This is a genomic window from Microbacterium sp. CCNWLW41 (assembly GCF_037083505.1).
Genome location: NZ_JBAOJP010000013.1, coordinates 31,897 through 44,550 on the forward strand (window position 1 = coordinate 31,897; position 12,654 = coordinate 44,550).

At 73.2% G+C, this 12,654-nt stretch carries 11 protein-coding genes; 6 read left to right on the forward strand and 5 right to left on the reverse strand.

The window, feature by feature from the left end; genetic code table 11:
* Window positions 1-64: 64 nt before the first annotated feature.
* The 3 genes from V6R91_RS32590 (at window position 65) to V6R91_RS32600 (ending at window position 3,211) form a co-directional block, all read left to right on the forward strand.
* Window positions 65-784, forward strand: a complete 720-nt coding sequence (locus V6R91_RS32590) for an alpha/beta fold hydrolase (RefSeq protein ID WP_271060297.1) — start codon at window positions 65-67, stop codon at window positions 782-784.
* 76 nt (window positions 785-860) lie between these two features.
* Window positions 861-1,637, forward strand: a complete 777-nt coding sequence (locus V6R91_RS32595) for an ABC transporter ATP-binding protein (protein WP_271060296.1) — start codon at window positions 861-863, stop codon at window positions 1,635-1,637.
* The gene (locus V6R91_RS32600) at window positions 1,619-3,211 is read left to right on the forward strand and encodes a hypothetical protein (protein WP_271060295.1); all 1,593 of its coding nucleotides are present in this window, start codon (window positions 1,619-1,621) and stop codon (window positions 3,209-3,211) included. The genes V6R91_RS32595 and V6R91_RS32600 overlap by 19 nt, the downstream gene beginning before the upstream one ends.
* A 59-nt stretch (window positions 3,212-3,270) precedes the next feature.
* On the opposite strand, the gene proC is transcribed toward V6R91_RS32600, so the two are convergent.
* The gene (gene proC, locus V6R91_RS32605) at window positions 3,271-4,110 is read right to left on the reverse strand and encodes a pyrroline-5-carboxylate reductase (protein WP_336398791.1); all 840 of its coding nucleotides are present in this window, start codon (window positions 4,108-4,110) and stop codon (window positions 3,271-3,273) included.
* 78 nt (window positions 4,111-4,188) lie between these two features.
* Here proC and V6R91_RS32610 point away from each other — a divergent pair, with 78 nt between their 5' ends.
* Window positions 4,189-5,160 carry a cation diffusion facilitator family transporter gene (locus V6R91_RS32610; protein ID WP_336398792.1) on the forward strand — a complete coding sequence of 324 codons (972 nt, stop codon included), beginning with the start codon at window positions 4,189-4,191 and terminating at the stop codon, window positions 5,158-5,160.
* A 16-nt stretch (window positions 5,161-5,176) separates the two neighbouring features.
* Window positions 5,177-6,058, forward strand: coding sequence for an alpha/beta hydrolase (locus V6R91_RS32615; protein ID WP_336398793.1), 882 nt, complete (start codon window positions 5,177-5,179; stop codon window positions 6,056-6,058).
* 75 nt (window positions 6,059-6,133) lie between these two features.
* On the opposite strand, the gene V6R91_RS32620 is transcribed toward V6R91_RS32615, so the two are convergent.
* Entirely contained in the window at window positions 6,134-6,601 is a 468-nt protein-coding gene (locus V6R91_RS32620; protein ID WP_267918686.1) for a nucleoside deaminase, read from the reverse strand.
* 101 nt (window positions 6,602-6,702) lie between these two features.
* Between V6R91_RS32620 and upp the strand changes: the two genes are divergently transcribed.
* Window positions 6,703-7,335, forward strand: coding sequence for a uracil phosphoribosyltransferase (gene upp, locus V6R91_RS32625; RefSeq protein WP_067246642.1), 633 nt, complete (start codon window positions 6,703-6,705; stop codon window positions 7,333-7,335).
* Between the two features lie 95 nt (window positions 7,336-7,430).
* Here the strand turns inward: upp and V6R91_RS32630 are convergent, their stop codons facing one another.
* The 3 genes from V6R91_RS32630 to nadE all read right to left on the reverse strand — a co-directional run bounded on the left by V6R91_RS32630 (window position 7,431) and on the right by nadE (window position 12,646).
* Window positions 7,431-8,198, reverse strand: a complete 768-nt coding sequence (locus tag V6R91_RS32630; RefSeq protein ID WP_336398794.1) for a GNAT family N-acetyltransferase — start codon at window positions 8,196-8,198, stop codon at window positions 7,431-7,433.
* Complete coding sequence (locus V6R91_RS32635; protein WP_336398795.1) at window positions 8,185-11,733, reverse strand: TM0106 family RecB-like putative nuclease; 3,549 nt, start codon at window positions 11,731-11,733, stop codon at window positions 8,185-8,187. The genes V6R91_RS32630 and V6R91_RS32635 overlap by 14 nt, the downstream gene beginning before the upstream one ends.
* 94 nt (window positions 11,734-11,827) lie before the next feature.
* Complete coding sequence (nadE, locus tag V6R91_RS32640) at window positions 11,828-12,646, reverse strand: ammonia-dependent NAD(+) synthetase (RefSeq protein ID WP_336398796.1); 819 nt, start codon at window positions 12,644-12,646, stop codon at window positions 11,828-11,830.
* Window positions 12,647-12,654: the final 8 nt, after the last annotated feature.

Sequence of the window (12,654 nt, forward strand, 5' to 3'; positions counted from 1 at the left end):
TCTGCGCGCGTAGAGTCGGAAGCAGCGCGGACCCGCGAGGGATCCGCGACGGAAGGAGGCACCGATGCCCGATCCCGACGCCCTCCTCGAGGGCATCTCCGCGCGCCTGATCGACGCGCCCCACCGCCGGGTCGGCGTCCTGGAGCGATCCGGCGACGCCGTCTCCGCCGACCCCGATGCGACGATCGTCTTCGTCCACGGCGACGTCGCCCCGGCCCTCCTCTGGCAGGAGATGATGCTGGACCTGCCCTCGGACCTGCGCGTGATCGCCGTGGATCTGCGCGGGGCGGCCGACCGCGCGCGTGTGACGGATGCGTCCGAGGCCGGCGCCACCCTGGACGTGTCCGCCGCCGTCGAGGACGTGCGTGCCGTGCTCGACGCCCTCGGGATCGCCACCGCGCACCTCGTGGGCTGGTCGACCGGCGGGGCCGTCGCCGTCCAGTACGCATCGGAGTCCCCCGTGCTGAGCCTCACGCTCCAGGCCCCGCGCTCGGAGGACGTGGACACCGCCGGCCTCGCCGACTCGGACCACACCCCGCCGGTGCTCTGGATCCACGGCGACGACGACCGCGCGGCCGCGTCTCCCATGCGCGAGGCCCTCGCCGCGTACACCCGCGCCGGCGGGGACGTGACCGAGGTCATGCTGGAGGGCGTGGACGGCGTGCCGCACCAGGAACGGCCGAGCGCCTTCCGCCGCGCGCTCCTGGAGCGCACCGGCTATCTCGGGCACCACCAGGACCCCGCGCCGCCGACCGAGGCGATCATCATCCCGTCCTCGAACTGAGCCCGGGGCGCACCGCCTCCGAGGATCCGTCTGGAGGCGGATGTCCCGGGCGGGGCGCGCATGGTGGGATGGAGGCATGACCGACCCCACGGCACCGCCCCCGGTGCTCGCCCTCCGTGCCCTCCGCAAGCAGTTCGGGGAGAAGGTGGCCGTCGCCGACCTCTCCCTCGACGTCCCCGCGGGGTCCATGCTCGGACTCCTCGGGCCCAACGGCGCCGGGAAGACGACGACGCTCGCGATGACGACGGGGCTGCTGCGTCCCGACGCCGGATCCGCCTGGGTGCTGGGCGCCGACGTGTGGCAGGACCCGGCCGCCGCGAAGGCCCGGATGGGCGTCCTCCCGGACGGCGTCCGCATGCTGGACCGCCTCACCGGCGCGGAGCTGCTGCGCTACACCGGGCTGCTGCGCGGCATGACCGAGACGGACGTCGTGACGCGCTCCGGCGAGCTGCTCGAGGCGCTCGGTCTCGCCGACGCCGGCGACACGCTCGTCGTGGACTACTCGGCCGGGATGCGCAAGAAGATCGGCCTCGCGTGCGCGCTCATCCACGCGCCGCGCCTGCTCATCCTCGACGAGCCGCTCGAGGCCGTCGATCCCGTCTCCGGCGAGACGATCCGGCAGATCCTCCGCGCGTACGTCGCCGGCGGCGGCACCGTCGTGCTGTCCAGTCACGTGATGGAGCTCGTGGAGTCGCTGTGCGACCGGGTCGCGATCGTCGCGGAGGGGCGGCTGCTCGCCCACGGCACGCTCGAAGAGGTGCGCGACGGCATGAGCCTGCAGCAGCGCTTCCTGACCCTCGTCGGCGCCCATGACCTCGGATCGGAGACCCTGGCGTGGTTGCGCTCCTCGTAGGCCTGCGCTGGCGGCAGCTCGGCCACCAGCTGGGCCGGAACCCCTGGCTCATCGTCACGCTCGTCGTCACCGGGCTGATGGCCGCGGGGATGCTGGCGCTCCTGGCCGGAGGCCTCGCCGCGCTGCGCGTCGCCGCGCCCGAGGCGGCGGTGACGGCCATGGTGCTCGTGGGCGCCGTGATCGTGGCCGGCTGGTGGGTCGGATCGATCATCGTCAGCGCCGATGACGCTCTCGCCCCGGAGCGCTTCGCGCTGCTCCCGGTGACCGCGGGGACGCTGCTGCCGGGCATGGTCGTCGCGGGGGCCACCACGATCGGCGGACTCGGCACGGCACTGGCGCTCCTGCTGATGCTCGTCGGGTGGTCCGTGAGCATCCCGGCGATGATCGCCGCCGTCCTGCTGCTCCCCGTCGCCCTCGTCACGTGCGTCCTGGGCGCCCGGGTCGTCAGCGGTCTGCTCGCCCGATGGCTGGCCAACCGGCGCATGCGGGATCTCGTGCTCACCGTCGGGGTCCTCCTGCTGGCCAGCTCGGGCCTGCTCGTGAACATCGTGATCAGTGCGGTCAGCACCGCGAAGGACGTCGGGACGGTGCTGACCGCCATCGCCGGCGTCGTGGCCTGGACCCCGCTCGGCGCCGCGTTCGGCGTCCCCGCGGCGCTCGTCGACGGCGACCTCGCGGCGGCGGGGCTGCGCCTCCTCATCGCCCTGGCGACGGTGGCCGCCCTCTGGTTCGCCGCCCGGGGGCTGCTGGCCGCTCGCCTCGTCGCTCCGGTCGAGCTGCGCGGCGGAGGCCGGGTCCGCTCCGGGCGGATGCTCGACCGTCTGCTCCCGGCGACCCCGGCGGGAGCGGTGGCCGCCCGCACCCTCCGCTACTTCCGCCGTGACCCGCGACAGGTCATCAACGTGGTGATGATGCTGCTCCTTCCCGCGCTGCTCGTGGGGCTCGCCGTGATGAACGGGCTGCGCGGGGACGCCTCGCAGCTCTCCCCCGCCACCGTGCTGATCCCCTCCGTCAACGCCCTGCTCATCGGGACGATCATCCAGATGGGGATCGCCTACGACAACGACGCGATCGCGCTGCACATCCACGCCGGGGTGCGCGGGACCGCCGACCGCGCGGGCCGGCTCCTCGGCTTCGGCATCATCGCCGTTCCGGTGACGATCGTCCTCTGCCTCGCCGCGTGCCTGCTCGTCGGACGGATCGACCTGCTCCCGGCGAGCCTCGGGGCCGCGATCGGCCTCGGCGCGGGCGCCGCCGGCGCCGGCGCCTGGGTGGGCGCCTTCCTCCCGGGACGCGCTCCGGCCCCCGAGGCCAGCCCGTTCGGGCGCGGCTCCTCCGGCGGCGTGCAGTCCATGCTGGCGATGCTCATCATCACCCCGGTGGCCCTCGTGGTCGGCGCACCGGCGTTCGGGTTCGCGATCGCGGCGATCTGGACCCCGTGGCTGGGCGGCGTCAGCCTCATCCTGGGCGTGGCGCTGGGCGGCGCCGCGGTGTGGGGCGGCGCGGTCCTCGGCGGGCGGATCCTGGACCGGCGGTGGCCCGAGCTGCTCGCCGAGGTGTCCAGCGAGTCCTGACGCAGGCGGCCCCACCCCGCCCCCGGTGGGCGGCGTGGGCGACGTCGACGGGATCCGGGTCAGCCCTCGGCGGCCAGCTCGCGGGCCCGGGCGAGGGCCGCGTCGGTGGCGCGGGCGAACACGTCGTCCAGACGGGCCTCCTGGAGCACCGCGACGGCGCGCTCGGTCGTGCCCTTCGGGCTGGTGACGCCGCGGCGGAGCTCGGCGGGGTCCTCGCCCGACGCCTCCAGCAGCGCCGTGGCGCCGATGAACGTCTGCTCCGCGAGCAGACGCGCGTCGGTCTCGGAGAACCCCTTGCCGACGGCCGCCCGGGTGAACTCCTCGATGAGCAGATACACGTAGGCGGGTCCCGATCCGGAGATCGTAGACAGGGCGTCGATCTGGTCCTCAGGGACCTCGACCACCGACCCGACGGTCTCGAACAGCGCCCGGACGAGCGCGACGTCCTCCGCGCGGACGTCCTCCGCGGCCGCGAGTCCCGTGACCGCGCGCCCCACCGTGGCTGGGGTGTTCGGCATCGCCCGGAGCGCGCTGACCCCGTCGCCGAGGATCCGACGGAAGGTCGCCAGGGTGACCCCCGCCGCGATGCTCACGACGAGCGCATCGGGACGAAGCCGGGGGGCGATCTCCGCGAGCAAGTCGGGGACCATGGCCGGCTTGACGCCGACGATGACGATGCGCGCCGATCCCGCGGCCTCCAGGTTGCCGTCGGGCTGCTCCTCGAGGGCGATGCTGCGCACGCCCGTGAGCCCGGCCAGCGGCAGAGCCCTGGCGGCCGTGCGGTTGGTCACCGTGATGCCGCCGTCGACGGGGATGCCCGAGGCGACGACGCCGCGGAGGATCGCTCCCCCCATCGAGCCGGCACCGAGGAAAGCGAGGGAGGGAAGCTGATCGACCATGCCGCCCATCCTAGGATCGGCCCCTGTGCGTCGGCTCGCCCGCAGACCCGTCCTCCGCGCGCGATCTAGACTCGGTCCATGAGTGCGACCGGCGGCGGCAAGGCGGTTCTCGCGGCGTTCCTGGCGAACATGGGGATCGCTCTGGCGAAGCTCGTGGCGTGGCTGCTGTCCGGCTCCGCATCGATGCTCGCCGAGGCGATCCACTCCGTCGCCGACTCCGGCAACCAGCTCCTGCTCATGCTCGGCGGGCGCAAGGCCCGTCGCCACGCGGACCGCGCGCATCCGTTCGGCTACGGCCGGGAGCGATACGTCTCCGCGTTCGTGGTCTCGATCATCCTGTTCTCCCTGGGCGGCCTGTTCGCGATCTACGAGGGCGTGGAGAAGCTCACCCACCCGCACGCCCTGGACCCGGTGTGGTGGTGGCTGCCGCTCGTCGTGCTCGTGATCGCCATCGGGCTGGAGTCCTTCTCGCTCAGGACAGCGGTGAAGGAGAGCAACCGGGTGCGCGAGCAGGGGCAGTCCTGGAGCTCGTTCATCCGCCGGGCCAAGGCGCCCGAGCTGCCGGTCGTCCTGCTCGAGGACGTCGGCGCCCTCACCGGTCTGACTTTCGCCCTCCTCGGCGTGGGCCTGACCGTCCTCACCGGGAACTCGGTCTTCGACGCCCTCGGCACGCTCATGATCGGCGTGCTCCTGGTGCTGATCGCGATCGTCCTGGGGATCGAGACGAAGAGCCTGCTGGTGGGCGAGGGCGCGACCGAGGCCGATCACCGCCGCATCGTCGACGCCATCGAGTCCGGGCCCGACGTCGAGCGGCTCATCCACATCAAGACGCTGTACCTCGGCCCGGACGAGCTGCTGGTCGCCGCGAAGGTCGCCTTCCCCGCGGACCAGACCGTCCGCGAGGCCGCGAGCGACATCGACGCGATCGAGGAGCGGATCCGCGCCGCGGTGCCGATCGCGCGGGTCGTCTATCTGGAGCCCGACGTCTACCGGCCGTCGCGCGACCCGCAGCCCCCGACCGACGCCTTCGTGCTGAAGTCCGAGGACTGAGACCGGGCCGCACGCCATGACGGACCCGCTCGCCGACGCGCTCGCGCGACCCGATCTCGCCGAGCACGCCCGGCACAAGCTGCAGAACGTGCGCGACGTGCTGCGCGAGGACTCCCAGGCCCGTCTGCTGCAGCTCTTCTTCCTCGGTGACGAGCCGTACGCGACCATCGCGTTCGGCGACGTCGCCACCGCCGACCTCGACGTGGTGGTGATGCACGGCATCGCGACCGACCTGTCCGAGCTACCCAGCTGGGCGGACACGATCCGCCGTCTGTGCGCCGATGTGATCCGGGCCGTCACCGTGCGCGGCGGGTCGGCCCGCGTCGCGACGATCGCCTGGTTCGGGTACGACTCGGGCACGCACGCCACGGCGCTGGCCACCGCGCACGCGACGATCGGGGCGGCCCGGCTCGGCGCGGACCTGGATCGGATCCGCGCGACGAACCCCACGGCGGCGATCGCCGTCGTCGGGTACTCGTACTCGTCGACGCTGTTCGGCGAGCTCGTCGTGCTGGGCGCGTCGTCCGAGGTGGACGCGGCCTTCTCGATCGGATCCGCGGGGCTCACACGGATGGCCGCGGGAGCGATCGAGGATGCGATCGCCGCGGGCCAGCTGATCTACTACGCGACCGAGGCGTCGGCCGACGCGGTCGCGCCGCTCGGGCGCTTCGGCCAGCATCCGGTCGATCCCCGCGACGTCGAGGGCGCCGTGGTCTACGACGCGGACGGCGGCCCGGTCGCGGGCTCGGACGGAACCCGGGGGCTGGCGACGACCGGGCACGCCTCCCGCACGAGCGTCGACGAGCAGGGGCGGACCGATCGCGGCTACTTCGATCCGCACGCCCAGGCGTACCTCTTCCTCGTCGAGCGCCTGGCCGACCTCGCCCTCCCCACGTGACGAGTGGTCAGTTTCTGCGGGTTCGAGCGCCGCGAACCCGCAGAAACTGACCACTCGGCGAACAGAGGGGGCGGGCTAGCGGCGGGACTCGAAGAAGGCGCGCAGCAGTGCGGCGGACTCCGCCTCGGCCACCCCTCCGACGACCTCGGCCCGGTACGGCAGACGGCGGTCGCGGAGCAGGTCGTACATCGATCCCGCGGCCCCGGCCTTGTCGTCCCACGCGCCGAACACGACCCGCGGGACGCGTGCCTGGAGGATCGCGCCCGCGCACATCGCGCACGGCTCCAGCGTCACGACGAGGGTGCAGCCGTCGAGGTTCCAGGAGCCACGCGCGGCCGCCGCGGTCCGGAGCGCGACGATCTCCGCGTGCCCAGTCGGATCCCCGGACTCCTCCCGGTCGTTGCGTCCTTCGCCGACGATCCGGTCCTCCGGGTCCAGGACGACGGCGCCCACCGGGATCTCCCCTGCGCGGGCGGCCTCGGACGCGAGCGTGAGGGCGCGGGACATCGCGTCGGCGTACCGCTGCATCCCGACCGTCACCATCGCCCTCCCGATCCCGAGCGTCCTGGGTCCCGAGCCTACTGCCGCGCGCCGCGCACCGGACCAGGGCGGCGGACCGACTCGCGGCGCACTAGCCTGTATCTATGCGAGTGCACGTCGCCGACCACCCCCTCATCACCCACAAGCTGTCGGTGCTGCGCGACGAGCGCACTCCGTCGCCGGTGTTCCGCCAGCTGACCGAGGAGCTCGTGACGCTGCTCGCCTACGAGGCGACCCGCAACGTCCGGGTCAGCCCAATCGAGATCACCACGCCGGTCACCACGACCACGGGCGTCAAGATCTCCGAACCCCGGCCGATCGTGGTCCCGATCCTGCGCGCGGGGCTCGGCATGCTGGAGGGGCTCGTCAAGCTCCTCCCGACCGCGGAGGTCGGCTTCCTCGGAATGGTCCGCGACGAGGAGACCTTCGAGCCGACCACCTACGCGGAGCGCCTCCCCGACGACCTCAGCGATCGCCAGTGCTTCGCGATCGACCCCATGCTCGCCACCGGCGGATCCCTCGCCGCCGCCATCCAGTTCCTCTTCGACCGCGGTGCGGAGGACGTCACGGCGATCTGCCTCCTGGGCACCCCCGAGGGCGTGGCGACCATCGAGAAGCTCGTCGGCGATCGCAACGTCACCCTCGTCCTCGGCGCCCTCGACGAGCGTCTGAACGAGAAGGGCTACATCGTCCCCGGTCTCGGCGACGCCGGAGACCGGCTCTACGGCACCGTCTGATCCCTCGCGCTGCCCGCGCCGCCGCGCGCTGGTTCCCTGATCCCGCGCCTGACTCGTCCCCGACGATGCCGCGGACGGCGGCCCGGTGGCGACGTTCAGAGCCGGATCGAGTAGGAACGCTCCTCGCCGAAGCGGCGGAATCCGGCGCGTGACAGGATCGGAGCGGAGGTCTCGACCCTGCCCTTCACGAGAGCGGTGTCCGCCCCCTGGGCGGCTCCCCACCGCAGCCGTTCCGCCAGGACCGCCCGGTAGGCGCCACGCCCACGCACCTCGCGCAGCGTCGCCGCGCCCCACAGCCGCAGGAACCCGTCGACGACGGTGCAGCCTCCGGTGCCGACCGGTCGCCCGTCGATCCGGGACAGCACCCGGCAGCCCTCTCCGGACTCGAGCGCGGTCGTCACCTCCACGTGCTCCGCGCGCAGTCCCTCGGCGTCGAGCGGAGCCTGCTCCCAGACGGGGACGTTCACGGCATCCACGTCCCGCACCTGATCCATCGTCCGCACGATCTCGACGGTGACGTCGTCCGGCACCGGGATCGGATCCCCGGGAAGCGGACGGGCGAACACGGTGACCGTGTCGTCGTGCACGGCGCCGATGCGCCGGAGCTCGTCCTCGACGTCCGGCCGGTCCGCCGCGCCCACCCAGACGACGAGACGGTTCTCGCCCCAGGCACGGGTCCGGTCGATCGCGAGCGACACGACCTCCTCCGCGTCCAGGTCGGTGTCGATCTGCGACGCCCGGACGCCGCCGCCGAAGCGCGCGGGGTAGCGCACGAGGTGCAGGTGCTGGTCGTCATGCTCGCTGCCCCGCGGATGCCACACCCAGGAGGCCGACGCCCGCGCGATGTCGTCAGGCGACCGCATGGGCACCGCCTTCCCGGTCCGCACCCACCAGGCGGGCGAAGGCGCTGAGCCGTGCCACGCCCTCCGGCGTCCACGGCAGATCGTCGAGCAGGGCCGGCGAATGCACGAGGTAGGCCACGGCCTTGGCCCGCGACACGGCGACGTTGAGGCGGTTCTGGAGGAGCAGGAAGTCCGGTCCGCGGGGAGCATCGCGTCCGCTGGACGCGGCGAGCGAGGTGATCGAGACGACCGCCTCCTTGCCCTGGAAGTTGTCGACGGTGCCGACCTCGACGTCGCCGAAGCCGGCCGCCGACAGCTCCTCGTGGATCAGCTGCTTCTGGGCGTTGTACGGGGCGACCACGATGATGTCCGACGTCCGCAGGATCCGCTCCGGTGCGTCGGGGTCCTCCATCGCGTCGCGGTACGCGCGCCCGACGAGATCGGCCACGATCCGGACGACCTCCGCCGCCTCCTCGGGCGACTGCGTCGCGTTGCCCCGATGGCGTACGGCGCGGACGTGGAGCCCGGGTTCGACCCCCTCGATGATCCGCCGCTCGGCGCCCGGCGCAGAGGCGAGGCGCCCCGCGTACGACAGCCGCGAGACGGGGGCCGCCACCGCGGGATGCATCCGCCAGGAGCGCGCGAGGAACGTGCCGTGCCCGGGGTCGATGACCGCGCGCCCCGCCATCACCCACCCCAGCGCCGAGGTGTCGACCGGCTCGGGGTGCGCTCCCTGGCTCACCTGCGGCAGCTGCTGCGGATCGCCGAGGAGGAGCAGCCGCTGCGCCGCCGCGGCGACGGCGATGGTCGAGGCGAGGGAGAACTGCCCCGCCTCGTCGATCACGAGGAGGTCCAGCGCCTTGCGCTCCACGCGGCGGGTGTTGGCGAAGTCCCAGGCCGTTCCCCCGACGACGACGCCGCGGCCGGCGTTCTCGCCGAGGAACGCGGCCATGCCGTCCTTGCGGATCACCGTGTACGCCGGTTCGTCGCCGTCGCCGCCGTTCTTCGGGGCCTTCGCGACCTGAGCGGCGGTGACCCCGGCCACGACCACGCGGTCGAGCAGGTTCTCCACGATCGCGTGCGACTGGGCGACGACGCCGACGCGGAAGCCGTGCTCACGGACGAGCCGGGCGATCACCTGGGACCCGGTGTAGGTCTTGCCCGTGCCCGGAGGTCCCTGCACGGCGAGGTAGCTGCGATCCAGGTCGAGGATCCCGCGCACGATCGCGTCGGCGGCCCCGCCGTCCTCCGCGATCGGCAGCGGTGCGCCCGAGATCGTCCGCGGCGGGATGCGCCGCAGCACGTCGGTGGCCGCGTCCTCCGGGAACCCGGGCGCGGCCGCGTGGACGGCGCCCGCCCACTCCTCGATCGCGCCCTGCTGCGCGCCGACGTGCGGGGGCGCGGCCGGGGTGAGGGCCACCGGGAGCTCTTCCCACGTCTGGCCCTGCACCGCGCGCTCGCAGACGACCAGCGCGTCCTCGCCGACCTCCACGACCTCGACCTCGTGCGGCACGTGGATCACCCGCGACGGGAACTCGCCGTCGAACGGCGCCGGCACGGCGTACAGGGCGAACGGGCGGGCGCCGACCCCGATCGTGCTGCCGGGGGCCAGCTCGCCGCGCAGCGCGATGGTCCGCGTCAGCACCCGCTTGCCGTCCTCGATCTCCCAGTCGCCGACCGCCGCGGACCGTTCGGGATCCACGCGCAGCACGTCGCGCGTCGACTCCCAGAGGGACACGGGCTCGCGCAGCCGCTGGAAATGCGCGACCCAGAAGTTCTTCGCCTCCCTGGGGTAGTAGTCGATCGCGGCGGCCGCGACGCGATAGATCTCGCCGTCCCGCTCCTCCTCGTCGGCACGCTGCGCCTCCGACTGCAGGGCGACCGACAGCGGCGACGGCTCGTAGGCCCTGGTCTCCGGATCGTCCGGCGGCGCGGGCAGCACGCGCTCCTGGCGCGCGAGATCGACGAGCCAATTCCGCAGTCGTCTCGTCGAGACGCAGTCGTAGCGGTTGTAGTCGGCGAGGTCCTCGAGGATCGCGTCCGCCTCCGTCGTCCGCCCCTCCGCCGCGAGCGCGCGCGCCTGGACGTACTGCACGATCGAGTCGTCCCCCTTCTGGACGTCGCTGGTACGGACCTCCGCGCCCATGTACAGCGGCTCCAGCTTCTTGATCGAGTAGGACCGCGAGCCGACCCGCACCGCTCGGAGCACCAGGGGATACAGGTCGACGAAGACGCCCTCCCGCAGCAGCCGGTCGACATCCGGCTCCCCCACGCCGTGCCGGGCCGCCATGGCCGCCAGGTGCGAGGTCTCGTACGGGGCGTAGTGATAGATGTGCAGATCGGGGTGGGTCTGCCGGCGCAGCTTCACGAAGGCGAGGAAGTCGAGCAGCGCCTTCTTCTCGTCGGCGAAGGTGTGCGCCCACAGCGCCGAGTACTGCTCGGCGTCGTCCACCCAGCCGAACAGGTAGTCCAGCCCCCACGGCGCATCCGGTGCCGCCTCGGTGTAGAGCGGGTCGCCTTCGAAGTCGAAGAACAGGTCGCCGCGGCTCGGGCGGGGGAGCATCCCGATCGCGTTCGCGGACACGAGCTCGAACGTCGGCGCCTCGCCGGGCTCCGTCGGCGCCGCGACCTGCAGGCGGGCCTGCGACCGCAGGGCCGTGAACGTCTCGGTGCTCATCCCCTCGGGCGCCTCGGCGGCCGCGGCGAGGGCGTCGATCGTCGTGATCCCGGCGGCCCGCAGACGCTGACGCTGGACCGGCCGCATGCGTGCGACGAGCAGCAGGTCGCGGTGGGCCTCCACCTGCTCGTCGCACGTCGCGCACCGGCCGCACGCGACGATCTGGAGATCGCCGCGGTCGTCGCCCCAGGCGAGCGGCGCGCCGGCCTCGGCCTCCTCGACACGTCGATCCGCGATGATGCGCCGCAGTCGGGCTCGCCGGACGTGGAACAGCGGGAGCAGGTCGTCGACGGCGTGGGTGCTGACCGAGCGGTCTCCCAGGATCAGGTCGACCTCGTCGGCGCGAGGGATGCCGAGACGGTCGAGCTGATCGACGTATGCCGCGAGCTGCATGAGCGCGGTCACCCGCGCGTGCCGCGCCAGCTTCGAGTCCTGCACCCGCCAACGGCCGTCGTCGTCGCGTCGCAAGAAGTCCGCGAACCCGACGAACTCCGGCGTCGAGAATGCGGCCTGGAAGACCACGTCGGCGTCCGACCGCAGCGCGCGCTCCGTCTCCGCGACGACCGCGGCCAGGGCGTCCGGGTCGGCGGCGGAGACCTTGGGCAGCTCCACGACGCCCGGACCGCCGTCGGCGGCCGTCCCGAATCGCGCGACGTAGTCGCCGAGCACCGCGAGCTCATGCGCGTCGCCGAGCTCGGCGGCCCGGCGCAGCGTGGCGTCCTCGGGGTCCTCGACGGCGGGCACACGACCGAGCTTCGCGTCCAGCGCCCTCGCCCAGGCGAACTCGCATTCCGCGGCGAGCTTGAGGTCCGTCGCGCTCCAGACCACCCGCGCCGCCCCGCCGGAGGAAGCGGGATCGGATGCGGGGATGACGCGCACAGGGACTCCTTGCCTCGGGTGGCGCGGCCTCGTCCGGCCGCTCCTGAAACCCTAGACCGCCCCGCGGACATCCCCGCCGACGGGGCTCAGGAGCTCAGCGCCACCAGGCGTCGTCGGGCGTCACCGGCAGGTGACGCTTGTGCGCCGTCGCGAGGTACTTGCCCTCGAGACGCTGCGCGGCGTCGGCGGAGATCTCCCGCCCCTCCAGGTAGTCGTCGATCTGCTCGTACGTGAGGCCGAGCTCGTCCTCGTCGGAACGACCGGGGTTGCCGTCCAGCAGGTCCGCGGTCGGCACCTTGAACGCCAGGCGGTCCGGTGCGCCGAGCTCCTGCAGCAGGGCCCTGCCCTGTCTCTTCGTCAGTCCCGCCAGCGGGGTGAGGTCGGCGGCGCCGTCGCCGAACTTGGTGAAGAAGCCGGTGACGGCCTCCGCGGCGTGGTCGGTCCCGATCACGAGCATGCCGCGGTGCCCGGCGATCGCGTACTGCGTCACCATCCGCAGCCGCGCCTTGATGTTCCCACGCTGGAAATCGCTGATCTCGCCGACGCCTGCGGCCTCCAGGTCCGTCTCCAGCCCGTCCACGCCGTGTTCGATGTTCACCTCGAGGCGCTCGTCGGGGGCGATGAAGTCCAGGGCCGCCGCGGCGTCGTCGGCGTCGTGCTGCACCCGGTACGGGAGCCGCACGGCGATGAACGCCGCCTCCCCGCCCTGCGCCCGGACGCGCTCGACGGCGAGCTGCGCGAGACGCCCGGCGAGCGTCGAGTCCTGACCGCCGGAGATGCCCAGGACGTAGCCGCGGGCGCCGGTGCGCGCGAGGTAGTCGGCGAGGAACGCCACGCGGCGTTCGATCTCGGCGTGCGGATCGATGTCGGCGCGCACGCCGAGGGCGTCGATGATGTCCTGCTGCAGGGTCACGGCAACTC

Coding starts and splice junctions, on each gene's coding strand:
- V6R91_RS32610 (WP_336398792.1), top strand. CDS start 4,189: ATGAGTGCGACCGGCGGCGGCAAGGCGGTTCTCGCGGCGTTCCTGGCG.
- V6R91_RS32595 (WP_271060296.1), top strand. CDS start 861: ATGACCGACCCCACGGCACCGCCCCCGGTGCTCGCCCTCCGTGCCCTC.
- V6R91_RS32630 (WP_336398794.1), bottom strand. CDS start 8,198: ATGCGGTCGCCTGACGACATCGCGCGGGCGTCGGCCTCCTGGGTGTGG.
- V6R91_RS32615 (WP_336398793.1), top strand. CDS start 5,177: ATGACGGACCCGCTCGCCGACGCGCTCGCGCGACCCGATCTCGCCGAG.
- proC (WP_336398791.1), bottom strand. CDS start 4,110: ATGGTCGATCAGCTTCCCTCCCTCGCTTTCCTCGGTGCCGGCTCGATG.
- upp (WP_067246642.1), top strand. CDS start 6,703: ATGCGAGTGCACGTCGCCGACCACCCCCTCATCACCCACAAGCTGTCG.
- V6R91_RS32590 (WP_271060297.1), top strand. CDS start 65: ATGCCCGATCCCGACGCCCTCCTCGAGGGCATCTCCGCGCGCCTGATC.
- V6R91_RS32620 (WP_267918686.1), bottom strand. CDS start 6,601: ATGGTGACGGTCGGGATGCAGCGGTACGCCGACGCGATGTCCCGCGCC.